At 68.9% G+C, this 21,220-nt stretch carries 25 protein-coding genes; 17 read left to right on the top strand and 8 right to left on the bottom strand.

The genetic code is table 11. The features are described from left to right. The first annotated feature begins 49 nt into the window (after positions 1–49). The 7 genes from urtA (at position 50) to ABZ208_RS19655 (ending at position 6,574) form a co-directional block, all read left to right on the top strand. Entirely contained in the window at positions 50–1,306 is a 1,257-nt protein-coding gene (gene urtA / locus ABZ208_RS19685) for an urea ABC transporter substrate-binding protein (protein ID WP_356910731.1), read from the top strand. Between the two features lie 107 nt (positions 1,307–1,413). Further along, positions 1,414–2,301 (top strand): urea ABC transporter permease subunit UrtB, encoded by an 888-nt coding sequence (gene urtB, locus ABZ208_RS19680; protein WP_356910730.1) that lies wholly within the window; start codon positions 1,414–1,416, stop codon positions 2,299–2,301. Continuing rightward, positions 2,298–3,428: an urea ABC transporter permease subunit UrtC gene (urtC, locus tag ABZ208_RS19675; RefSeq protein ID WP_356910729.1), complete on the top strand. Its 1,131-nt coding sequence runs from the start codon at positions 2,298–2,300 to the stop codon at positions 3,426–3,428. Before urtB ends, urtC begins: the two co-directional genes overlap by 4 nt. Then, positions 3,425–4,210, top strand: coding sequence for an urea ABC transporter ATP-binding protein UrtD (urtD, locus tag ABZ208_RS19670; RefSeq protein ID WP_356910728.1), 786 nt, complete (start codon positions 3,425–3,427; stop codon positions 4,208–4,210). Before urtC ends, urtD begins: the two co-directional genes overlap by 4 nt. Next, complete coding sequence (gene urtE, locus ABZ208_RS19665) at positions 4,210–4,902, top strand: urea ABC transporter ATP-binding subunit UrtE (protein WP_356910777.1); 693 nt, start codon at positions 4,210–4,212, stop codon at positions 4,900–4,902. Before urtD ends, urtE begins: the two co-directional genes overlap by 1 nt. 97 nt (positions 4,903–4,999) lie before the next feature. After that, positions 5,000–5,626 carry a carbohydrate-binding module family 20 domain-containing protein gene (locus ABZ208_RS19660; protein ID WP_356910727.1) on the top strand — a complete coding sequence of 209 codons (627 nt, stop codon included), beginning with the start codon at positions 5,000–5,002 and terminating at the stop codon, positions 5,624–5,626. A 135-nt stretch (positions 5,627–5,761) separates the two neighbouring features. Then, positions 5,762–6,574, top strand: a complete 813-nt coding sequence (locus ABZ208_RS19655) for an SAM-dependent methyltransferase (protein WP_356910726.1) — start codon at positions 5,762–5,764, stop codon at positions 6,572–6,574. Positions 6,575–6,670: 96 nt separating this feature from the next. On the opposite strand, the gene ABZ208_RS19650 is transcribed toward ABZ208_RS19655, so the two are convergent. Next, positions 6,671–7,573 carry a helix-turn-helix transcriptional regulator gene (locus ABZ208_RS19650; protein WP_356910725.1) on the bottom strand — a complete coding sequence of 301 codons (903 nt, stop codon included), beginning with the start codon at positions 7,571–7,573 and terminating at the stop codon, positions 6,671–6,673. 90 nt (positions 7,574–7,663) lie between these two features. Beyond that, on the bottom strand, positions 7,664–7,897 hold the full coding sequence (locus ABZ208_RS19645) for a DUF397 domain-containing protein (protein ID WP_356910724.1): 234 nt from the start codon (positions 7,895–7,897) through the stop codon (positions 7,664–7,666). A 164-nt stretch (positions 7,898–8,061) separates the two neighbouring features. On the opposite strand from ABZ208_RS19645, the gene ABZ208_RS19640 reads away from it, so the two are divergent. Next, positions 8,062–8,643, top strand: a complete 582-nt coding sequence (locus ABZ208_RS19640; protein ID WP_356910723.1) for an ATP-binding protein — start codon at positions 8,062–8,064, stop codon at positions 8,641–8,643. Between the two features lie 27 nt (positions 8,644–8,670). Here the strand turns inward: ABZ208_RS19640 and ABZ208_RS19635 are convergent, their stop codons facing one another. Next, on the bottom strand, positions 8,671–9,696 hold the full coding sequence (locus ABZ208_RS19635) for an NAD(P)-dependent alcohol dehydrogenase (protein ID WP_356910722.1): 1,026 nt from the start codon (positions 9,694–9,696) through the stop codon (positions 8,671–8,673). Positions 9,697–9,802: 106 nt separating this feature from the next. Here ABZ208_RS19635 and ABZ208_RS19630 point away from each other — a divergent pair, with 106 nt between their 5' ends. Beyond that, the gene (locus ABZ208_RS19630; protein ID WP_356910721.1) at positions 9,803–10,471 is read left to right on the top strand and encodes a TetR/AcrR family transcriptional regulator; all 669 of its coding nucleotides are present in this window, start codon (positions 9,803–9,805) and stop codon (positions 10,469–10,471) included. Between the two features lie 114 nt (positions 10,472–10,585). On the opposite strand, the gene ABZ208_RS19625 is transcribed toward ABZ208_RS19630, so the two are convergent. Next, positions 10,586–11,476, bottom strand: coding sequence for a hypothetical protein (locus tag ABZ208_RS19625; RefSeq protein WP_356910720.1), 891 nt, complete (start codon positions 11,474–11,476; stop codon positions 10,586–10,588). A gap of 209 nt (positions 11,477–11,685) precedes the next feature. On the opposite strand from ABZ208_RS19625, the gene ABZ208_RS19620 reads away from it, so the two are divergent. Then, positions 11,686–12,915: a DUF2993 domain-containing protein gene (locus ABZ208_RS19620; protein WP_356910719.1), complete on the top strand. Its 1,230-nt coding sequence runs from the start codon at positions 11,686–11,688 to the stop codon at positions 12,913–12,915. Between the two features lie 80 nt (positions 12,916–12,995). Beyond that, a complete protein-coding gene (locus ABZ208_RS19615; protein WP_356910718.1) occupies positions 12,996–13,169 on the top strand; it encodes a hypothetical protein in 174 nt (57 codons plus the stop codon). 69 nt (positions 13,170–13,238) lie between these two features. Here the strand turns inward: ABZ208_RS19615 and ABZ208_RS19610 are convergent, their stop codons facing one another. The 3 genes from ABZ208_RS19610 to ABZ208_RS19600 form a co-directional block, all read right to left on the bottom strand. After that, positions 13,239–14,861, bottom strand: a complete 1,623-nt coding sequence (locus ABZ208_RS19610) for an FAD-binding oxidoreductase (protein ID WP_356910717.1) — start codon at positions 14,859–14,861, stop codon at positions 13,239–13,241. Between the two features lie 244 nt (positions 14,862–15,105). After that, a complete protein-coding gene (locus ABZ208_RS19605; RefSeq protein ID WP_356910716.1) occupies positions 15,106–15,327 on the bottom strand; it encodes a hypothetical protein in 222 nt (73 codons plus the stop codon). 425 nt (positions 15,328–15,752) lie between these two features. Further along, positions 15,753–16,040, bottom strand: a complete 288-nt coding sequence (locus ABZ208_RS19600) for a WhiB family transcriptional regulator (protein WP_356910715.1) — start codon at positions 16,038–16,040, stop codon at positions 15,753–15,755. 130 nt (positions 16,041–16,170) lie between these two features. On the opposite strand from ABZ208_RS19600, the gene ABZ208_RS19595 reads away from it, so the two are divergent. From ABZ208_RS19595 to ABZ208_RS19570, 6 genes are all read left to right on the top strand, one after another. Next, positions 16,171–17,184 (top strand): YrhB domain-containing protein, encoded by a 1,014-nt coding sequence (locus tag ABZ208_RS19595; RefSeq protein WP_356910714.1) that lies wholly within the window; start codon positions 16,171–16,173, stop codon positions 17,182–17,184. Positions 17,185–17,318: 134 nt separating this feature from the next. After that, positions 17,319–17,483: a 50S ribosomal protein L33 gene (gene rpmG, locus ABZ208_RS19590; protein WP_356910713.1), complete on the top strand. Its 165-nt coding sequence runs from the start codon at positions 17,319–17,321 to the stop codon at positions 17,481–17,483. A gap of 37 nt (positions 17,484–17,520) precedes the next feature. Beyond that, positions 17,521–17,805, top strand: a complete 285-nt coding sequence (locus ABZ208_RS19585) for a type B 50S ribosomal protein L31 (RefSeq protein ID WP_356910712.1) — start codon at positions 17,521–17,523, stop codon at positions 17,803–17,805. Positions 17,806–17,910: 105 nt separating this feature from the next. Further along, the gene (locus tag ABZ208_RS19580; protein ID WP_356910711.1) at positions 17,911–18,378 is read left to right on the top strand and encodes a nuclear transport factor 2 family protein; all 468 of its coding nucleotides are present in this window, start codon (positions 17,911–17,913) and stop codon (positions 18,376–18,378) included. Between the two features lie 1,031 nt (positions 18,379–19,409). Beyond that, positions 19,410–20,258, top strand: coding sequence for a GNAT family N-acetyltransferase (locus ABZ208_RS19575; RefSeq protein ID WP_356910710.1), 849 nt, complete (start codon positions 19,410–19,412; stop codon positions 20,256–20,258). 205 nt (positions 20,259–20,463) lie between these two features. Continuing rightward, entirely contained in the window at positions 20,464–20,715 is a 252-nt protein-coding gene (locus ABZ208_RS19570) for a hypothetical protein (protein WP_356910709.1), read from the top strand. A gap of 169 nt (positions 20,716–20,884) precedes the next feature. On the opposite strand, the gene ABZ208_RS19565 is transcribed toward ABZ208_RS19570, so the two are convergent. Next, the gene (locus tag ABZ208_RS19565) at positions 20,885–21,085 is read right to left on the bottom strand and encodes a hypothetical protein (RefSeq protein WP_356910708.1); all 201 of its coding nucleotides are present in this window, start codon (positions 21,083–21,085) and stop codon (positions 20,885–20,887) included. Between the last annotated feature and the right edge of the window lie 135 nt (positions 21,086–21,220).

Here is a 21,220-nt window from a genome sequence, read left to right as displayed (position 1 = left end):
CGAATTCTTCCTCTCGTTCCCATGCCCTTCTTGGGCAAGGAGGTATTTCATGTCCGGGCTCAGTATCAGTAGACGCGGCCTGCTTGCGGGCGCATCGGCCATCGGCGCGTCCGCCGCCCTCAGCGCCTGCGGCGCCAGGACCGGCAGCGGTACGTCGTCCGACGACGCCGGCGTCGAGGCGGACACCTCGGGCGGCACAGTCAGGATCGGCCTGCTGAACTCACTGTCGGGGACGATGGCGATCAGCGAGGTGACGGTCCACAACTCGCTGCTGCTGGCCGTCAAGGAGATCAACGCCTCCGGCGGTGTGCTCGGCAAGAAGCTCAAGGCCGTGAGCCAGGACGGCGCTTCGGACTGGCCCACCTTCGCGGAGAAGGCGGAGAGCCTGATCAAGGAGGACAAGGTCGCGGCCACCTTCGGCTGCTGGACCTCGGCGAGCCGCAAGGCCGTCAAGCCGGTCTTCGAGAAGTACAGGTCGCCGCTCTTCTACCCCGTGCAGTACGAGGGTCTCGAGCAGTCGCCGTACATCTTCTACATCGGCGCGACGACCAACCAGCAGATCGTGCCGGCCCTCGACTACCTCAAGAAGCAGGGTCTGACCCGGCTCGCTCTCGTCGGCAGCGACTACGTCTTCCCGCGCACCGCCAACAAGATCATAAAGGCCTACGCAAAGGCCAACGGCATGAAGGTGGTCACAGAGGACTACGCACCCCTGGGATCCACCGAGTTCAGCACGATCGTCAACGAGGTCAAGGGATCGGGAGCCGACGCCGTATTCAACACCCTCAACGGCGACAGCAATGTGGCCTTCTTCAAGGAGTACAAGTCCGCGGGCATGACCGCGAAGAGCATGCCGGTGCTGTCGGTCTCCATTGCGGAAGAGGAGGTCAAGAGCATCGGTACCCAGTATCTGGAGGGTCAGCTGACGGCCTGGAACTACTACCAGACCACTCCCGGCGCGGCGAACACCGCGTTCGTCAAGGCGTACCAGGGCGAATATGGGGCCGGAAAACCGACCAGCGACCCGATGGAAGCCGCCTACATCTCCGTCCACCTCTGGAAGGAAATGGTCGAGAAGGCGAATTCGTTCGACATCGCCAAGGTCAAGGCGGCGTCGGACGGCATCACCTTCGACGCCCCTGAAGGCAGGGTCACCGTCGACGGCGCGAGCCAGCACGTCCACAAGACCGCCCGGATCGGCAAGGTCGGCGCGGACGGGCTCATCACGGAGGTATGGAACTCGGGCGGGCCGATCAAGCCCGATCCGTATCTCAAGGGCTACGACTGGGCTTCCTCTCTCTCCTGAGCCGGTACCCGGCCCCTTGGACGGATCCGGCCTTTCAGGGCCGGGTCCGCCCCGCGCCCTCGGCAGCCCCACCAGCCCCATGCCCGTCTCCCACCCGGAGCCGCTCCATGACGGTCATCCTCAACCAGTCCTTCACCGGCATCAGCATCGGTGCCGTACTCCTGCTCATCGCGCTCGGCCTGACCCTGACCTTCGGTCAGATGGGTGTGATCAACATGGCGCACGGCGAGTTCATCATGGCCGGTGCCTACACCACGTACGTCCTGCAGAAGTCCGTCAGCGGCGCGGGGGTCTCGCTGCTCGTCGCCCTGCCGGTGGCCTTCCTCGCCGCCGGCATGATGGGAGCACTGCTCGAGTGGCTGCTGGTCCGGCGCCTGTACACCAGGCCGCTGGACACGCTGCTGGTCACGTGGGGTATCTCCTTGATGCTCCAGCAGCTGGCGCGTGACCTCTTCGGCGCCCCCAATGTGCAGACCCGCGCCCCTGACGCGCTCACCGGGAACGTCTCGGTGACGGACTCGATCACGCTCGCCAACAGCCGGCTGTTCATCCTCGCCCTGGCGCTCCTCTCCGTTCTCGTGCTCACCCTCGTCCTGCGGTTCACCTCGCTGGGGCGCCGGATCAGGGCCGTCGTTCAGAACCGCGATCTCGCCGAGGTGTCGGGCATCGCCACCGGCAGGGTCGACCGGATCACGTTCTTCATCGGCTCCGGACTGGCGGGCGTGGCGGGCGTCGCACTCACGCTCGTCGGGCCGATCGGGCCGACGACGGGAACCAACTACATCGTCGACGCCTTCCTGGTGGTGGTCGTCGGCGGTATAGGCCGGCTGAAGGGCAGCGTGATCACGGCCTTCGTACTCGGCGTTCTCCAGTCGGTACTGGAGTACTCCACGACCGTCAGCGTCGCGAAGGTGATCGTGCTCGTGGCGATCGTCGCCTTCCTCCAGTGGCGACCCCAGGGCCTGTACACACTGCGCACCCGGAGCCTGGCATGACGACATCCGTGACTCCCCCGACCTCGGCCCCCGACTCGGCGGAGGCCGGTCCCACTTCACCCCTCAGGCGACTGCGGGTCCCCGGCGGATTCGCCCTCGGTGCCGTACTCCTGCTCGGCGTGGCGCCGCTCGCCCTGTCCGACTTCCGGCTCGCGCTCCTCGCCAAGTACCTCTGCTGGGCGATGGTCGCCGTCGGCGTCAGTCTGGCCTGGGGCCGTGGCGGGATGCTCGTCCTCGGCCAGGGCGTCTTCTTCGGTCTCGGCGGCTACGCAATGGCCATGCACCTCAAGCTCACCGACGCCGCGGCGGGGCCGGGTGGCAGTCCCGGCGCGCTGCCCGACTTCATGCAGCTGTACGGAACCGGTGAGGCCCTGCCCTGGTGGTGGCGGCCCTTCGCCGACCCGGCCTTCGCGCTCGCCGCGACCGTGCTGCTGCCGATGGCGGTCGCCGCCCTGCTCGGATTCCTCGTCTTCCGCCGCGGGGTGCGCGGTGCGTATTTCGCGATCCTCAGCCAGGCGCTCGCCGCCGCCCTCGCCATCTGGCTGGTCGGACAGCAGGCGACCACCGGCGGCACCAACGGACTCACCGACTTTCAGGGCTTCTTCGGGTACGACCTCGACGACCCCGTCAACCAGCGGATGATCTACTTCATCATCGCCGTCTGCCTGCTGTTGCTGATGGCTGCCGCCCGCGCGCTGTTCGTCAGCCGATACGGCGAACTCCTCGTCGCGGTACGGGACTCCGAGGAACGGGTCCGCTTCCTCGGCTACAACCCCGCCCATGTCAAGCTGGTGGCGTATGTCGTCGCGGCGGGTATGACCGGCCTCGCCGGTGCGCTGTTCGTGCCGGCCGTCGGGATCATCTCGCCCGCTCTGATCGGCGTCGTGCCGTCCATCGGGTTCGTCATCGGCGCGGCCGTCGGCGGCCGGGCGTCGCTGCTGGGCGCGGTGCTCGGCGCGATCGCGGTGGCCTGGGCACAGAGCACACTGTCCGACGCCTTTCCCGGCGCGTGGACGTACCTCCAAGGGCTGCTGTTCGTCGTGGCGGTCGGCTTCCTGCCAGGTGGCCTCGTGTCACTGGGCGCCGTCCTGCGCAGTCGCCGTACCCGTACAGGAGAGAAAGCATGAGCAGCGACAAGCCGGGCGAGGGGCTGAGCGTCCGCGATCTGCGGGTGTCGTTCGACGGCTTCACGGCGGTCGACGGCGTGAACCTGGATGTACGCCCGGGCGATCTGCGGTTTCTCATCGGCCCGAACGGTGCCGGGAAGACCACGCTGGTCGACGCGGTCTCCGGGCTGGTGAGGGCCACCGGCTCGGTCCGCTTCGGTGGGCAGGAACTCATCGGCAAGGCGGTGCACAGGATCGCCCGCCTCGGGATCGGGCGTACGTTCCAGACGGCCACGGTCTTCGAAGAGCTGACCGTCCTTCAGAACCTGGACATCGCCGCCGGGGCCGGGCGGGGACCGCTGACAATGCTCCGGCGGCGCAGGGGCGTGCCGGAGCCGGTCGCCGAGGTGCTGGAGACCACCGGGCTGACCGGCCTGCGCGACCGGCCTGCGGGAGTGCTGGCGCACGGCCAGAAGCAGTGGCTGGAGATCGGCATGCTGCTGGTGCAGGACGTACGGCTGCTGCTTCTCGACGAGCCGGTGGCGGGAATGAGCCACGAAGAGCGCGAGGCGACGGGTGAGCTGCTGCGACGCGTGAACGAGGACAGTACGCGCACGGTCGTCGTGATCGAGCACGACATGGACTTCATGCGGTCCTTCGCGAGCAGCGTCAGCGTGCTGCACGCCGGCAAGGTTCTGAGCGAAGGCACCGTCACCGACGTCCAGGCCGACCCCCGGGTGCAGGAGGTCTACCTCGGCCGCGCCTCCGTCGCCGAACCCGTCCCGTCCGCACAGGAGGCATGATGCTGCAGATCCACGACGTCCGGGCCGGCTACGACCGCTCCCCCGTCCTGCACGACGTGACGCTGTCGGTTCCCGAGAACAAGGTCGCGGTGGTCCTCGGTCACAACGGGGCGGGCAAGAGCACCCTGTTGCGGGCAGCCATGGGACTGCTCAGGCCGAAGAGCGGAACGGTGCTGCTCGACGGCGAGGACATCACCCGTATCGCCCCGCACCGGAGAGTCGCGCGGGGCATCGCGTACGTGCCCCAGGGCCAGCAGTCCTTCCCGCACCTCACCACGGCCGAGAACCTCCAACTCGTCGCGGACGGGCGGCGCGACGGAAGGGCGGCGATCGCCGACGCCCTGGATCTCTTCCCCGTACTGCGCGAACTGACCGGCCGGCGGGCCGGACTGCTCTCCGGTGGCCAGCGTCAGCAGCTCGCCATCGCCCGAGCGCTCATCACCCGCCCGAGACTGCTGCTCCTCGACGAGCCGACAGAGGGAATCCAGCCCTCTGTCGTGACCGAGATCGAGGAGACGATCCTCGCCCTGACCCGGCGCGGCGGAATGTCCGTGCTGCTCGTCGAGCAGCACGTCGGCTTCGCCATGCGTGCTGCGGAGCGCTACTACGTCCTGGAGGCGGGACGCATCACCTCGTCCGGGGAAGGGGGAACCGGCGCGGAGCAGACCGTTCGGACAGCGCTCAGCGTGTAAAGCGTTGCAAGATCTTTCCGAAACTTGCAACAAGCTCTTGCAGATTCGCTAACGTGGACGAGCTGACACGCCACTCGCCGTGAAAGGGGCTTTGAACGTGCGCAGTTCATCCAGAAAGAGGCATGTGCTCGGCTGGCCGGCGTTGCTCTCGCTTCTGCTCGCAGCCGTCGTCCAGACGGGCCCGGCCCATGCCTCGGCAGCCGGAGGCGGCGTTCCGTCGACATTCCGTGCCGCGACGTCGACCAGCTGGGGCCAGCAGGTGTTCGTCACCGGCGACGCGGAGGCTCTGGGGGCCTGGGATCCGGCGCTGGCCCTGCCCCTCGACGCGGCCGCGTATCCGACGTGGTCGGGCGAGACCGCGCTCCCGGCCGGCACGGCCGTCCAGTACAAGTACTTCATCAGGAACCCGGACGGCTCGGTGATCTGGGAGGAGGGCCTCAACCGCATCCTCACCCCCTGGGCGGACTCGCCCGTGACCACTACTGACCGCTTCCGATTCTCGTCGGACACCCCCGCGTCCGGTACGGCGCCGACATGCGTCACCTCGAGCAGCGGCTGGCGGTACACGTTCGTCCGCAACGACTGCGGCACACCGTACGAGTTGCAGGTGATCTACCGGGACGGCAGCGAGAGCGGGTGCCGCCACGTGGCTCCGGGGTCCGAGGCGACGTTCCCCGGGTACGGAACCCGTGCGAATCACCCGGTGGCGATCCACCACTGCTGACCTCAACTCGCCGATCTGGCCGAAACAAGTGCCTCCGTCCGCTCAGTCGCGGACATCACCTGTACCGCCCTGCCGGCTGCTCATAGCATGGTCGCCCGAAACAGCCTGACAGCCGAAGATGCGGGTGAGGACTGGATGCAACGCGAGTCGTGGCGCCCGGACGCCATCGACACGAAGGTGCCCAGCGTGGCACGAATGTACGACTACTTGCTGGGGGGCGACGACAACTACCAGTCCGACCGCGAGGCCTGCGAGCAGCTGCTGCAGCAGGTTCCCAGCACCAAGGTACTGGCGGTCAACAACCGCCGTTTCCTGCAGCGCGTGGTGCGCCTGCTGGCCAGCGAGTACGGCGTGCGCCAGTTCATCGACCACGGCTCCGGTCTCCCGACCCAGGACAACGTCCACCAGGTCGCCCAGGCCGTGGATCCGGCCTCACGCGTGGTGTACGTCGACAACGACCCGATCGTGCTGGCCCATGGCCGGGCTCTGCTGGAGGAGAACGACCGCACCGCTGTCATCCACGCCGACATGCGGGACACCGACGTCATCTTCGGTCACGAGGAGACGACGAAGCTGATCGATTTCAGCCGACCGGTCGCGGCCCTGTTCGTATCGGTGCTGCACTGCATTCCTGACGAATCAGACCCGGCAGGGCTCGTCCGTCAGGTCGCCCAACGCCTCGCGCCGGGAAGCTTCCTCGTGGTCTGCCAGCTCGTCAGCGACCGTCCGGACATCCGGAAGTTCGTCACCGACTTCATGGCAGAGGCCACCGGGGGTCACTGGGGACGGGTACGCGAGGAACACGAGGTGACCGAGTACTTCAACGGGCTCGAGATCCTGGAACCCGGCCTGGTGGAGGTGTCGACCTGGCGGCCCGACTCCGACCTCGCCCCCACGCAGCTGACCGATGAATGGATCGAGTGGGGCGGCGTCGCCAGGATCCCGTGAACGCCGCCGGCGGACACGGCATCATGTCCGCGGACGCAGTACAGCGCTCCGGACGGGACCCGCCTCGCGGCAATCCCGTCCGGAGCGCTGTGGTGCTCACAGACCGGCCAGGCGCTCCCGTATCACCGCGATCGACTCCCTGGGGGTGAGCGCGCAGGCGCCGAGCCGGTCCAGCATGTCGCGGTACTGCTCGACGATCTGGGGCTTCTGACTGAACGTACTGTCGGTCAGATGCTCGATGTAGACGGCATCCTTGAGCTCGTCCAGTGCGAAGCGCAGGTAGGTCACACCCGTGCCGACGCCGACCGAGGCGGTCACGTCGAGCGGGGCGATCTGCAGGACCACACGGCGCTGTTCCATCATCGAGGCGAGATACTCGAGTTGCTCGCGCATCACCTCCGCTCCGCCGACCCTGCGCATCAGTACGGACTCGTCGATGAGTGCCCACAGACGCGATGCGTCCGGCTGCGCGAGCTGCCGCTGCCGCTCCTGCCTCAGGTCCACCCGCCGCTCGACGTCATGCGGATAGAGGTGTGCCGGTCCGGAACGGATGACCGCCCGGGCGTAGGCGGGCGTTTGCAGCAGGCCGGGCACATAGAACGGCTCGTAGGTACGAATGGTCGCGGCCGCACCCTCCAACGCGACCAGTGGAGCGAAGAAGTCGGACAGCACATCGCTGAACGAGCGCCACCAGTCCGGTCGGCGTGACTGCTCCACCAGCCGCATGAACTCGGCGACACGCCCTTCGTCGCTCACCCCGTACAGGCTCAGCAGAGCCGCGGCGTCCGCCGGCTTGCAGCCGTGCCGGCCCAGCTCGATCCGGCTGGTCTTCGACCGGGAGAAGCCGAGCCTGGTGTCCACGGCGGAAGGATCGAGCCCGGCGCCGACCCGCAGCTCTCGCAACTTGCCGCCCAGGATCAGTTTCAGGGCCGTCGGGTTGCTCTCGACCGCCCCCAGTGACTCGACGAACAACGACGGGCTCGGTACCACTGCAGCCATCGCGCGCTCCTGCGGACTATGAAAGGACCACGACAGTATCGAGCACAGGCGGGAGCGGCCAGGGGTAACCGGTCGGCCACCCACCGTGTTTCAGCCAATCATCGAGTCGAAATCGCCCTCGCGGGCTCCGGTCACGAAGGCGGCGATCTCGTCCCGTGTGTAGACGAGCGCCGGTCCCTGCGGATCCCTGGAGTTGCGCACGGCGACATACCCGCCCGGCAGGGACGCCATCTCCACACAGTTTCCTGTTGCGTTGCTGCGGCTGCTCTTGATCCATATCACCGAGTTCAGCTCGATCGCCCGCATGCCGTTGGGGAACTCCATGCCCAACCCCTTTCATTTCGCACATCCGTTCGCCGTGGAACCGGCCAGTGCAATCCCGGATGCAATTGCATTCTGAGGGCGCGCTCGACAATACTCGTGCCACACCGAGTGCCGCAGCATCGAACTCCGAAGCCTGCAGGGGGACATGACCAGTGACGATTCACATGTCAGCCTCTTCCGCGACGAGGTTCGACCAAGAGGTGCCGCTGCTCGGCCACGCCGATCGCGGGACGGCGGCACTGTCGCAGGGCCTGCCCGCGGACCCCGTGGCTCCCGGTTTCGAAGAATGCCCGGGTCCAGGCCTGTTCGCCGCCTGCGGACTGGACGGCCAGCTCCAGAACGCCCGTCAGGCACGGCAGTTCGTCGGTCTGACCCTCGACAGATGGGCGCTGCAGCCGCTCGCGCCCGACGCGGAACTCGTCGTCAGCGAGCTCGTGGCCAACGCCGTCCAGCATGCACTGGCGCCCACTCCGGCGGACCCCACGGACTACCCCCTCTGGCTGGGCCTCTTCCGCCATCCCGGGCACCTGGTCTGCGCCGTGGCCGACCCCAGCCCGGACCCGCCGCGCCGGCGCAACGTCGGCACCTCGGCGCTCGGGGGCCGCGGGCTTGCGCTGATCGACGCACTCAGCGACAGCTGGTCCTGGTCCCGTACGCCGCCGCGCGGAAAGACGGTCTGGGCAACCCTTCCGCTTCCCGGCACGATCCGCGCCCTGCGTCAGCCACCGCATCCGCGCCCCGCGTAGCCGGCAGCTGAAGCCCCGCGGAAGCTGTCAGTGGGCATCGTTCATGATGATCACGAGTTTGCCGGCGACGTGCCCTTGGCCGAGGTACCGCATGGCTTCCACGGCATGGCCGAGCGGATAGGTACGGTCGATGACCGGCCTGATCGCTCCTGACTCGGCGAGCTCTTTGAGCAAGATCAAGTCACGCTTGTCCTGTGTCGCCGCGAACGGGCGCAGGCGCTGGCGTACGAACGGAGCGACGACGAACGCCGAGGCGATCCGCCGGGCGGGGCCGAGCCACCTGCCCCCGCCGCCGGAGGACAGTACGAGGGTCCCCGTGGGGGCCAGCGCCCGGCGCAGTGCCGCGAGGGAGTGATTGCCGACAAGGTCGAGGATGACGTCGTAGCGCTGCTCGGCGGTGGTGAAGTCCTGGGCGGTGTAGTCGATGACGTCATCGGCGCCGATCGATCTGACCAGATCGACGTTTCTCGTGCTGCAGACCCCGGTGACGCGGGCGCCGAGCCATGCGGCGATCTGAACGGCGAATGTGCCCACGCCACCCGAGGCACCGTTGATCAGGACCCGCTGCCCGGCCCGGACCTGCCCTCGATCGCGAAGCCCCTGCAGTGCGGCGGTGGCGGCCACCGGGATCGTCGCAGCCTGCTCGAACGACAGCGCCGCCGGCTTCGGGGCGACGAACCGTTCGGGGGCACGGACGTACCCGGCAAGGGTGCCGGCACATTCCGCGTACACGTGGTCGCCGACTTCCAGGCCCGCCACACTCATGCCCACCGCCTCGATCTGCCCGGCCACGGCCCTGCCGAGGACGTGGTTCGTCCGCGGCCGACGCAGTCCGCCCGCCATGGCCCGGACGGCAAAGGGCTCGCCACTCAGCAGGAAGGCGTCGGCGGCGTTGAGGGCGGCCGCGTGCACCCGGATCAGCACCTCGTCGTCGGCGGGTGCCGGCTTGTCGATCTCCCTGATGTCGAGTGCGTCGGGTGACCCGTACACGTGGTGGACGACCGCCTTCATCGCGTCCGGCGACTGCTGCGCAGATACATCGGTGACACGCATCCCGGGCCCCTTCTTCAGCACATCGATAGGCTTACAATGTAAGCCAGCTTACCGCGTAAGCTAAGGTCCTGATGAAGGCCTGTCAAGGAGGAAGGGTGGAGCGACCATGGCACCGCGGAGCGCCGCGGGTGCGGCCCCACGTGAGCCGCTGAGCACGGAGCGCGTGCTGCGCACCGCACTGGCACTCGCCGATTCCGGCGGCGCCGAAGCGCTGACCATGCGCAGGCTCGGCCAGGAACTGGGCGTCGAGGCCATGTCCCTGTACAAGCACGTGGCCAACAAGGACGCGATCCTGGACGGCATTGTCGATCTCGTCGTGGGCGAGATCAGCGTCCCGTCCCCGGAGGACGACTGGAAGGCGGCCATGCGCCGACGGGGGATCTCGGCACACGAAGTGCTGCTACGCCACCCATGGGCGTGCAGGCTGCTGATGTCCCGTCCCCACGTCGGGCCCGCGATGCTGCGCTATGTGGACTCGACACTCGGCAGCCTGCGGGAAGCGGGCTTCTCGATCGAACAGGCCGACCGTGCCTGGAGCGCCATGGACAGTCATATCTACGGCTTCACGCTCCAGAGACTCAACTTCCCCTTCGAGGTGGAGCAGTTCCCCGAAGCAGCAGCGACCCACCTGCCTCAACTGCCTCCCGGCCGTTACCCGCACCTGACCGAAATGGCCGTCCACGTCATGGAGGGCACGTACGACGGCGCACCCGACTTCGTCTTCGGCCTCGACCTGATCCTTGACGGCCTGGAACGGATGGTCGCAGGGGCCTGATCCGCCCGCCGGCCGAGGCACGAACTGCCGGGCACCGCGGCACTGGTGCCACGGTGCCCGGCATCGGTGCGCGCCTGCGAACACGCTCTGCGGGCGCCGGACGGTGCAAGGGGCCTACGAGGTGCCCTTCTGCATCAGCTCCCTGAAGTCCACCGTGTCGGAAGCCGCAGGCCTCTCCGCCGAGACCTTGGTGCCGTAGTCGCTGTAGAAAACGGTCGAGTTGAACTCGCCGGTCTTCATCTGGCCCCGTTCAACCTTCTTCACCAGCAGGTCGTTGTCGTCGACCCAGATGTCGACCTTCTCCGTGGTGATCCCGGCGTCGCTGAGCTGCTTCTTGAGCTGCGCGAGCTGGTCGGCGTCCAGGGAGCTGTTCTTCGCACTGAGTTCGGCCACATCGACCGTGCCCGAGTAGTGCGTCGCCGTGACCCCGCGTACGTCCTCCCGGCCGACCTTCTTCACGTCACCCGAGGCCAGCAGGGACTTCACACCCTGGTCAGGGGTGGTGTTCTGCAGCTGGTCCTTCATCACCTCACCGGCCGCGCCGGCGACCTCGGCCAGATCGTCGTAGTCATAGCTGATCCAGTGCTTCCCACCGGACTGCTGGGCGGTGGCCGCGCCCATGTTCACGACGTAGCCCTCCTTGAAGTACCGGGCCTCGATCGGGCCGTTCACTCCGGCCTGCTTCAGGCTGTCCGCCATGGTGCCGCCGGTGTACGTGATCTCGATCGTGCCGGTGAGGCCGTCGGTCCATGCGATGGCCCCGGACTGCTTCATGGACATGGCGTCGCCCATCACCGTGGTGCCCTCGACACGCGCTGAATCGGCACCCTTGGTCTTGGCCTGCACACTGCGCAGTGCCGCGATCGGGTCCACCTTCACCACACCTGCGCCGCGATCCTGCTTGCTGTCCTGCTCGCCACCGGATCCGTTGCAGGAAGTGATCGACGCAAAGGCCACTGCCACGGCAGCGGTTACGTACATGTGCCGCACGGTCTTCGTATTCATGCCTGCTCCACCCCTCGTTGTGTCGCTTCACGCTAGCGCCCGGGTACGACATGTCCCCCACCCCCGGCATGGTGAAGACGGCCTTCCCCTCTTGAACGGTTGCGGTGGCTCTGTGGACGTGGTCCAAGTCTCACCCCGCCGGACACGGTCGGACTTGCGTTCGGCCGTGGTGATCGTGATGGGATGAGCCGATGCGATCCCCCACACGCATGTCCACGCAACCACGCAATCCGTACGACGAACTGGCTCAACTGGCGGACCCCGAACCGGACTACGGCGCAGACGCGGGCGGCAGCGACGAAGGCTTCTCGGGTTTCGAACGGCTCGGGATCCGATCGGACGACGACGAGGCGGACGACTGGTCGCCTCCCAACCACCGCGGCAAGAGCCGCCTCGCGGCGTTGCCCGTCGCGTTGAAACTCACCGTCGCGGCCGTCGTCACCGCGGCGTTCTTCGTGACGGGTGACCGCCTCGCCGTGGCGTACGCGGAGGAGAAGGCCGAGGACAGAATCCAGCAGTCGCTGGACCTCGCCGCCAGGCCACAGGTCGACATCGCGGGCTTCCCCTTCCTGACCCAGGTACTGGACCGCCGTATCGACAAGGCCGACGTCACCGTCCCCGACGTCGCCGCTGACAAGGTCTCCCTGGCCGAAGTGCACGCCACCGCAACCGACATACGGATCGTCGGCGATCTGCCGACCGCGATCCAGGGCGCGGTGATCGACCGCATGGACGGCGACGTGCTGCTCTCCTTCGACGACCTCAACCGCGAACTGGGTGCCTCCCAGGTCGAGTTCACCAACGCCGGACGCGGCACCATCCGGATCACCGGATCGCTCCCGATCGCCGGGCGCGACGTGAGCGTATGGGCGAAGGCGCACCTGAAGCGCGACGGCGACCGCACCGTGTCCACCACCGTGGAATCCATGCGCCTGGACGTCCCGGGCCTGTTCACGTACCGCCCCGGCAAGGACTCCGCGCACTCCGGACTGCGGCTGCACCCCGAAGCAGTACGCCGGATCACCAAGGAGGCGGCCCGCGCCAAGGCGCTCCTCGACCTGCCCGCCGTGGTCGAGCGTCTCGGCATACCCCGCTCCCAGATCGACCGTGCCCTGAGAAGCGAGGCGGAACTCAGCCGGCTCACCGGCTCGCCGCGCTTCATCGAGCAGATGCTGAAGGTCAACCTGGTCGACCTCGTCATCGACCACCCCTGGCTGCTGGAGAAGGCAGGCATCGACCCGAACCTGATCGGTGCCCTGCTCGAACTGCGGCCGCCGGAGCTGTCCGACCGGCTGTCCCTCTCCTTCTCGCTGCCGAAGACCACCGGCGACGTGCGGCTGCGCGACGTCGTGGTGGAGCGTTCGGGCGTACGGGCCGACCTCACCGGCACCGGCCTGACCTTCGGCGAGGTGGCCGGCACGGGCGGTGACAGCAGGTAGGTGATCGCCCCAGCAGTGTCCATCGTTTCAACCGTGCGAACCGGGGCACCTGCATCGCGACCGACGACGAAGGGACTGCCATGAGTGCCGGAGAGAAGGCCAAGGCCAAGGCCGAGCAGGTTGTCGGCAAGGCCATGCGGAAGACCGGCCACGCGATCCACAACCGGGAAGCCGAGGCCAAGGGTGCTGCCCTGGAGACCCGCGGCAAGGCGCGGGCTGCCAAGGAGAAGGCCAAGGACACCTTCACGGACTGACCCCGCGGCAACGGGCCCGGCGGCACCTGCGTGCCGCCGGGCTGCTCCTGCGTGTCATGCGACCAACGGTCAGAACGACTGAGGGTGGCGGAAGAGACGCGCAGGGTCGTACGACCTCTTCACCCGCGCGAGGCGCTCTGCGTTCGCGCCGTAGTACGCCCGGCGCCAGTCCCGCAGTTTCGGATCCGTGTAGTTCTGGTAAGCCCGCCCGCTCGCCCAGGGGCGCATCGCCCCGTGCGTGGAGTCGAGCCATGCCTGGTGGCGGGCGACCGTGGTCGCTGAGGCGTGGTCGGGCCACGAGACGATGTACTGCGCCAGGAACAGCGCGTTGCGGTGGACGAATGCCGTGTCGGCCGCCCGGACCCGCCCCACCGCGCCGCCCAAGGCGTCCAGGGCGATGCTCCCCGCGCCGCCTCCGGTGAGCGCCGCCAGGCGTTCCACCCGGGAGAGCAGCGCCTTGATCCCGTCGGACGGGATACGCCGGGTGTAGAAGTCCGAGCGTGCCGCGTACGATTCGCGCGCCACCCGGCCCTGCGGGGTACGGCCTGGCAGGCCGCCCTTCTGGTGGGCCTGGGCGATGGTGAAGCCCGAGACGCCGCCCATCACCTTCATCGCGTCCATGAACGGCCTGGTGCGCACGGACACCGACCGGGCGGGCGCGCCGATGGCGTCGGCGAGACGGTCGAGGCGGTTCTCGAGGTCACTGCGGCCTGCGAGGGTCAGGCCGCCGACGCGGACCGACCCGGGCCGTCCGCCCGCCGGCGCGGACAGATGCAGATTGGCCCAGATCTCATCGGGTGCCGTGGGAGCCCAGCGCTGCCACTCCCGCACTACGGCTGCGGCCCTGGACCATGGCCAGCTCAGGAAGAACGTCGTGCACCGGGGGGCCGCATGGGTACGCAACCGCAGTTCGGTGACGACGCCGAACTGGGCGTTGCCGCCGCCACGCAGAGCCCAGAACAGGTCGGGGTCGTGCCGGCCGTCCACGTAACGGATCCGTCCGTCGGCGGTGACGATGCGGGCGCCGGTGACGCTGTCGCTCGTCAGACCGTAGGCGCGGCTGACGACGCCGATACCGCCGCCGAGAGCCAGTCCCGAGACGCCGACCGTCGGACAGGACCCGGCGGGCACGGTGCGCCCGCGGGCCGTCAACCGGTCGTACACGTCGATCAGTTTGGCGCCGGCGCCGATCGTCGCGGTGCTGCCCGAGAGGGAGACGGATGCCATCTTCTGCACATCGACGACCAGGCCGGGCCCGGACGACCAGCCGGCGTACGAGTGGCCGCCGCTGCGCACCGCGACGGGCACCTGGTGGCGGCGGGCGAATTCCAGGCAGCTGCGCACGTCCTCGGGCCGTGCGCAGTACGCGATCCCGGCCGGCCGCACCCCGTCGAAGCGCGGGTTGAACAGCTTGCGTGCGGCGTCGTAGTCGCGGGCGCCGGGCCGTACGAGGGTTCCGTCCAGCCCGCGTCCCAGTGCCGCCCAGTCACCTGCGCGAGGGGGACGGGGAGCTCTGCCTGCCGTGGGCGCGGACGACGGGGCGGTGGAGGCGCCCGCCGCCCGGGTCCCCACGGCCACGCCCACGCCGGCCGCAACACCGGCGCCCAGCAGGCCTCGGCGTGTCAGCCTGCCGGCGCCTGTGGCCGCCGCATCCGTGTCCGTGCCGCACTCCTGACGTACCGTCTCGTCCATCGCCCGTCCTCGCCCTCGGTTGGTGTCCGGTGGTGAGGATGGCGAGGGTGCGGTGGCGGGTTCCCTGCGCGTGCCGGCAGCCGGCCCTCCCGTCCGTGATGTCGCTCTCAGGTCCGCCCCGGCCGGCAGAGAAGGTGCCTGGCATCCGCATCGGCGCAGATGCCGTGCCACGTCATGGAGTTCGGGCACGCCCGGCGCCCGGCGATGTGTGCGGGGCGGTGGCGGAGGATCGCCGTGCGCGTCGTCACTCGGCACACTCCGAGCGGCGGGGCGGCAGCCCGGTGGGGACGACCCACGGCACGGCGGCGCGCTCGGCTGTGGTCCTGCCGACGGCCCGGGCGTCGGTCTTCCGCAGGTGCATGCAGAAGGCGCAGGTGTCTCCCTCATGCGAACTGGAGGCAAGCCAGTACGCGTCGACAAGCGCGTGGTCTGGCTCGGGAATCGGGTCGTTGCCGAACGTATCCATGCCCAGACAACGGTCGAGTCCGGCCACGGGAACGCGATTGCCCTCACACGCAACCGAACTGTCACCAGTCCGGGAGGCGTTCCGGGGACCGCGCGGCAGCCGCGGGGCCCCGACAGGCGGGCCGAATCGCAGGCCGGCCTGCGCATTTCCATGATCGCGGCATGTGTGGGCCCGGATCGACCGCCGGCGGGCGGCTGTCCGCGGACCTGGGTGCCGAGGCACGCTCGGTACCACTCCAGGGCCTCGGCGACCGTGGTCCCGAGCGGGCGGGGCGTGGTGCCGAAGGCGGCTCGAAGGCGGTGGAGTCCTCGATTGCCGGCGCGCGAGGTTTCAGATCGAGGACGGCGCCTCCGGATACGCCTGGATCGCACGGCGGTACACATGCGATTCACAGGCGCCCCGGGCGGCCTGATGCGCCGCACGTGTCAGCTGGTGCCCCGCCCCACGGAGCGCCGCCGTGCCGTCCGGCGCTTGAGCGCCCGCCGTTCGTCCTCGTCGAGACCGCCCCAGACACCGGAGTCCTGGCCATGGGCCATGGCCCAGTCCAGGCACTGCTCGCGGACCGGGCACCGGCGGCAGACCGCCTTGGCGTCGGCGGCCTGAAGCACGGCAGGTCCGGTGTTGCCGACCGGGAAGAACAGGTCGGGGTCCTCGTCGAGGCATGCCGCGTCATGACGCCAGTTCGCGCTCTCCACAGGAAGTGCCTCCTTCATTCACAGACGTTGATCGGTTCCCGTTCGGGTCGCCGACAACGGGCTGCTGAAACCTCCGACGCGTATACGCGGGCGGGATCTGGCCGAAATCCAGTCGCCCGGGCCGGGCGCGAAGGTCCATGCTGCGGACATGATCGAGCGTGAGTTCGCAGTGCGTCTGGTCGAGGCGCAGTTGGAGCGCGAGTACCGTGCCGAACTGGCCCTGTACGGCGCATCGGTTCACACCGTGGTGGCCGGAGTGACGCAGCACGAGCTCGGCTGGATCGTCGGCCACCAGTCCTCCGAGTACCTCCGTACGGGGAACGGGAGCGACGCGCTGGCCGGGAACGGCCCCTACCTCGTGGACGGCAACGACGGCAGCCTGCACCGGATCGCCGCCGTGGACCTGGTCACCGGGGCATGGGAGGACGACCACCGCGTCCGTTACAGGGGTGAAGACCTGCCACAGCCGCTGGACGGCCTCGTGGCCGAGCTGCTGCAGACGGCCGCCACGCGGGGCAGGGTGCACGCCGTGCGCCTGTTGCGGCAGCGCGTGCCCGGCTTCACCATCGCCCAGGCCCAGTCCTGCGTGACCACGCTGGAGGCCCGAGGTGCGTTTCCCTCAGCACTGGCCGTCCGTGCCGCCGAGGCGCTTCCGCAAGCGCCCCGACGGCCCGTTCCTCTCGGCGTCGAGGTTGTCACGGGGCCCAATCCTCCGACGGGCGAACTCCCGGCCCCGGTCCTGGCCCCTTCGGCCGCGCACCGTCGGCGCCAGGGCGCCGACCGCTGCCGGGGCAATCTCCTGGGGAACTTCCGTGAGCTGCGGGGCAGGGGTGAGCAGGCCCCGAGCATCCATGCCGCGGCCGGGACCTCACCGCGCCCCGTCGAGAGCGAGCTGGCCGCCTATCTGCGTGCAGGCCCCGTGCTCGCCGCCTCCCCCGGGCTGGTCCATGACGAGCTTCGCGGTGACGGCACGATCATCTGCGGCCTGTCCGTGCAGACCGACGGTACGTGGTTCTGGTACTCCGACCTCGCCTACTACGTCGCGACGTACCACCTGGCACTCGACGACCGCTTCCTGGCTCATGCGGCGAGTCTCGACTGGCGGCCTCCCCGTCTCAGCGACGAGGAGCTGCTCGCGCTGGAGGGCCGTTTGGCGCCCTGAGCGCCGGCGGCCCGCCATTCCCTCGGCCCGAGGGAATGGGAATGCGAGGCCCGCTGTTGCACCAGCCGACACTGGCATGGACAAATCACACGCCACCCTGATTCCGGGGGCGATGTCCGGCGAAGGGAGAAAATATGCCCCGCAGTGGCGCACGCCCTGTGGTCACGCTGCGTTCATCGGCCGGTACCGGCCGCACGTATGTGACGCGCAAGAACCGCCTCAACGATCCCGACCGCCTCGTGCTCCGCAAGTTCGACCCCGCCGCCGGGCGGCACGTCCTGTTCCGCGAGGAGCGGTGACGCGCGCGGTCCGCCATCTTCCAGGAAGGAAGCATTCATGAAGCCCCGTATCCACCCCACCTCCCGCCTCGTGGTCTTCCGCGACCGTGCCGCAGACGTGGCATTCCTGACCCGTTCGACGGCGGATTCCGCCGAAACGATCACTTGGAAGGACGGGAGCACCTACCCGCTGATCGACGTCGAGACCTCGTCGGCGAGCCACCCCGTCTGCACCGGCACCGCCCGCGTGGTGGACACGGCCGGCCGAGTGGAGCGTTTCGAACGCCGCTACGGCACCGGCGCCACTGCGCACGGCCGGACACACGGGACGCATGGACTGTGAGCCGGTAGAACTCCCCGGACAGTGGCACGAGAACGCATGTTCTCCTACTGTTGCCCCGGGCGAGAACGAACGTTCTCGCCCGGGGCTGCCTTGTGGGAGAGAGTCATGTCCGTACGTCCCCCCGTTCCGCCGTTCACGCGGGAGACCGCGATCGAGAAGGTCCGCCTCGCCGAGGACGGCTGGAATTCGCGCGACCCCGAGCAGGTGGCTCTCGCCTACAGCGAGAACTCGCGCTGGCGCAACCGGGCGGAGTTCATCACCGGACGCCAGGAAATCGTTCGATTCCTGTCCCGGAAGTGGAAGCGGGAGCTGGACTACCGGCTCACCAAGGAGCTGTGGGCGTTCGACGGCAGCCGCATCGCCGTGCGATTCGCCTATGAGTGGCACGACGACTCCGGCCAGTGGTACCGCTCGTACGGCAACGAGAACTGGGAGTTCGGCGAGGACGGTCTGATGCGGGTACGCCACACCTGCATCAACGACATGCCGATCGCGGAGTCCGACCGCGCCTTCCACTGGCCGCTCGGCCGACGCCCCGATGACCACCCGGGCCTGAGCGGCTTCGGGTTCTGAACCCGCGTCAGACGCCGTGCAGCACCACGCACACCGCGATCAGTGGCTCCGCGCAGACGACTCCCCCCGCCGAGTGGGACGACTGCGCGACCGGCTCTGTCGTCGGTGACGGGCTGCCGACGGGCTCCGGCGGCGCGGTGTCGGTGGGCGTCGGTCCCGTCGGGGTCGGATCCGTCGGCGCAGGCGGGGTGGAGGGTGCCCCGGTTTCCGGCCCGTCGTCAACAGGGGGTGACGGGCTCGCGACCGGGGCGGGCGTCGAGGAACGGCCCGGGAGGGGGATCGCCGGCGCGGGCTTCCGGGAGACAGGCTCCGGTGCCACGGGCGTCGTGCTGCCGTCCGCGGCGCTCCCGGACACCGAGGGCGACGGACCCACGGCTCCGGCGAGGTCGAACGGAGGGCTCGCGACAGGGGCAGCACGCCGCGGTGCGTCCGTTTCCACCTGGCCTCCCGGATCGGGCCGCGTCTCGACGCGGTCGGCCTGGTCCTCGTCCGACCGGCCGAGTCCCGGCAGCCAAGGCGCCCGGGAATCGCCGCCGACCAGCACACCTACCGGCATGAGGGCGCAACACGCACTGGCAAGGATCAGAATCCAGCCGAACCGCCGGAACTTCCTGCCCCGCCGTCCGCTGGCATCGACGAAGACCGGCCTGTGCTGCTCGTTCCCGCGCCCACGCGCCCTTCCGGCGCGACTGTGTCGACGGCTCATGTCCGGCACCCCTTCTCGCGGGGCCCGGAGCACATTTCGTACGGCCGCCCCACGTTGCACAGCCCTACCTCAGTACGGGCCGCTGCGATGGGATCACTCAACTGGGGCAAGAATCTAGACCATAGTGGTGCACTTCGCCCATCAGGCGCGCTTGTTGTGCATTTCATCGTGAAGCACAAGCGCCCCACCGGAATGAGCTGTTGAGAGCCGACTGGCTTGTCCTGATCGGCGCGTGCACCACAGCTGCTAGAAACGCCTCGTCACGGACCGAACGTGCAGCACACCTGCGAGACCTGCGGTCGTGCTCGGCGAAGGGCGGCAGGCCATGGCTGAATTCGAGATCCGGAACGCGAGTGCCCGCGACATCGCGCTGATGCGCGACTGGGCCGAGGAGGAGGGGTGGAATCCGGGCGACTCCGACCGCCATGCATTCGCTGTCGCCGATCCGGCAGGGTTTCTGGTCGGACGCCGCAGCGGTGAGCCACTGGGGTGCATCTCGGCGGTCCGGTATGGAGTCGGTTCCGGTTTCATCGGCTTCTACATCACCAGGCCCTCGGTGCGCGGACAGGGCTACGGGATGCAGCTGTGGCGTGCGGGCATGGCCCGCTTGGACGGCCGGGTCGTGGGACTCGACGGCGTCGTCGATCAGCAGGACAACTACCGCAGGTCGGGGTTCAGTCACGCCTGGAACAACATCCGCTTCGAGGGAGCGCCGGGCGCCGGCGCCGTTCGGTCGGAGGGTTTCGCTCTCGTCGATGCCGGCACGATCCCTTTCGGACAACTGACCGCCTACGACAGGCGTTTCTTCCCCGAGACACGTGGCGGCTTCCTCGCCGCATGGACGAGCCTGCCCGGCCGCACGGCCGTCGCCGCCCTGCACGAGGGCGAGTTGCGAGGACTCGGCGTCATCCGCCCTTGCAGCGGGGCCTCCCGCATCGGCCCTCTGTACGCCGACGCACCGGACGTGGCGGCCGCCCTGATCCACTCACTCGCGGCGAGCGCGCCCGGTACGGCCGTGGCCGTCGACGTCCCCGACCACAACAAGGCCGCTACGGACCTCATGCAGGAACTGGGGTTCGTGCCCACCTTCGAGACCGCGCGGATGTACACCGGCCCGGTTCCCGAGATCGACGGGCGGGGCTTGTTCGGCATCACCAGTCTCGAACTCGGCTGACGCCCCGCGCCGGCGTGCCCGGTGCCGATCCTCTCGGCCCCGTCCGTCAGACGTGGCCCCGGAGACCATCGTTCCCACTGTCACGCCCCCGCCACCGCACGCGGGCCCTGAACTCGGGAAACGTGTCGTCGGCCGGGGAAGGGGTACTCGCGACGTCGCCCGCAACCGCCCGAGCCCCCGGCAGCGACCCGAGGAGGAGAGGACAGTGACCGGAGAGTACCGGCCGGAAGGCTTCGAAGAGACCGATGATCCACTGCCCCGGGACATGCCCGACCAGGAGGCCGAGGAGCAGGACCGGCAGGAGGAGGACGCACACCTTCCTGGAGAGGCACCGGAAGACGGTGAGGAGGGGAACGATGTGCCGGACCTCGATGAGGCCGGGGCCGGTCCGCGCGGAGCGATGCCGTCGCAGGACGCACCCTCCGACCAGCCCGTCCCCGACGAGCCCACCGGCTGACTGACTGAGTCGTTCCCTGACGCGCTGTCGTGGCCGGATGATCGCTTCCGTGGGCGTCGAAGGAGGTGCCACTCGCGCGGGTCAGGAGACGGCGCATCAGATCCTGGCCCTGGGGGTCGTCACGGAGCGTGTGACGTCCATGGGCGGGCCTCGGTCGGCAGGGCGCACCTCAAGCCCATTTGTACTTGCCTCCGCCCACCCATCGCACCTGTGCCGGATCGTCGAGATCGACATGCTTCAGGCCCGCCTTGTATGCCAGCTCGATCAGGTCCGGAAGGTCGTGAGCGGTCCCGGCCACGTTCCCGTTGATCTCGACCAGACGGAACGGTGGTGCGCCAGGTGTGACGGGGAGGACGACGATCTGCGCCACGGCCCCGGCTTGCGGTTGAGCGTCAGCAGTCGACATCGTGGGCCGCTCCTGTCCGTGCTCGGGCGTCATGCGGGCGCCGGCCGCTACGGCAGCATCGGGTGCTGCTTCCACGGTAACGCCGGGTCGGGCGGGGAG

The sequence above is a fragment of the Streptomyces sp. NPDC006208 genome (genome assembly GCF_040613775.1).
GTDB lineage: Bacteria > Actinomycetota > Actinomycetes > Streptomycetales > Streptomycetaceae > Streptomyces.
The sequence above is the reverse complement of the archived record's forward strand: the minus strand, read 5'-3'. Positions and strand labels throughout refer to the sequence as shown.

Bases quoted from the DNA above. Each gene is read 5' to 3' on its own strand.
- ABZ208_RS19635 (WP_356910722.1), bottom strand. From the start codon at position 9,696: ATGCGTGTCACCGATGTATCTGCGCAGCAGTCGCCGGACGCGATGAAG.
- ABZ208_RS19595 (WP_356910714.1), top strand. From the start codon at position 16,171: ATGATCGAGCGTGAGTTCGCAGTGCGTCTGGTCGAGGCGCAGTTGGAG.
- urtB (WP_356910730.1), top strand. From the start codon at position 1,414: ATGACGGTCATCCTCAACCAGTCCTTCACCGGCATCAGCATCGGTGCC.
- urtA (WP_356910731.1), top strand. From the start codon at position 50: ATGTCCGGGCTCAGTATCAGTAGACGCGGCCTGCTTGCGGGCGCATCG.
- ABZ208_RS19620 (WP_356910719.1), top strand. From the start codon at position 11,686: ATGTCCACGCAACCACGCAATCCGTACGACGAACTGGCTCAACTGGCG.
- urtC (WP_356910729.1), top strand. From the start codon at position 2,298: ATGACGACATCCGTGACTCCCCCGACCTCGGCCCCCGACTCGGCGGAG.
- ABZ208_RS19610 (WP_356910717.1), bottom strand. From the start codon at position 14,861: ATGGACGAGACGGTACGTCAGGAGTGCGGCACGGACACGGATGCGGCG.
- ABZ208_RS19625 (WP_356910720.1), bottom strand. From the start codon at position 11,476: ATGAATACGAAGACCGTGCGGCACATGTACGTAACCGCTGCCGTGGCA.
- ABZ208_RS19615 (WP_356910718.1), top strand. From the start codon at position 12,996: ATGAGTGCCGGAGAGAAGGCCAAGGCCAAGGCCGAGCAGGTTGTCGGC.
- ABZ208_RS19580 (WP_356910711.1), top strand. From the start codon at position 17,911: ATGTCCGTACGTCCCCCCGTTCCGCCGTTCACGCGGGAGACCGCGATC.
- ABZ208_RS19585 (WP_356910712.1), top strand. From the start codon at position 17,521: ATGAAGCCCCGTATCCACCCCACCTCCCGCCTCGTGGTCTTCCGCGAC.
- ABZ208_RS19650 (WP_356910725.1), bottom strand. From the start codon at position 7,573: ATGGCTGCAGTGGTACCGAGCCCGTCGTTGTTCGTCGAGTCACTGGGG.
- ABZ208_RS19605 (WP_356910716.1), bottom strand. From the start codon at position 15,327: ATGGATACGTTCGGCAACGACCCGATTCCCGAGCCAGACCACGCGCTT.
- ABZ208_RS19655 (WP_356910726.1), top strand. From the start codon at position 5,762: ATGCAACGCGAGTCGTGGCGCCCGGACGCCATCGACACGAAGGTGCCC.
- ABZ208_RS19630 (WP_356910721.1), top strand. From the start codon at position 9,803: ATGGCACCGCGGAGCGCCGCGGGTGCGGCCCCACGTGAGCCGCTGAGC.
- ABZ208_RS19645 (WP_356910724.1), bottom strand. From the start codon at position 7,897: ATGGAGTTCCCCAACGGCATGCGGGCGATCGAGCTGAACTCGGTGATA.
- ABZ208_RS19600 (WP_356910715.1), bottom strand. From the start codon at position 16,040: ATGAAGGAGGCACTTCCTGTGGAGAGCGCGAACTGGCGTCATGACGCG.
- rpmG (WP_356910713.1), top strand. From the start codon at position 17,319: ATGCCCCGCAGTGGCGCACGCCCTGTGGTCACGCTGCGTTCATCGGCC.
- ABZ208_RS19640 (WP_356910723.1), top strand. From the start codon at position 8,062: ATGTCAGCCTCTTCCGCGACGAGGTTCGACCAAGAGGTGCCGCTGCTC.
- urtD (WP_356910728.1), top strand. From the start codon at position 3,425: ATGAGCAGCGACAAGCCGGGCGAGGGGCTGAGCGTCCGCGATCTGCGG.
- urtE (WP_356910777.1), top strand. From the start codon at position 4,210: ATGCTGCAGATCCACGACGTCCGGGCCGGCTACGACCGCTCCCCCGTC.
- ABZ208_RS19575 (WP_356910710.1), top strand. From the start codon at position 19,410: ATGGCTGAATTCGAGATCCGGAACGCGAGTGCCCGCGACATCGCGCTG.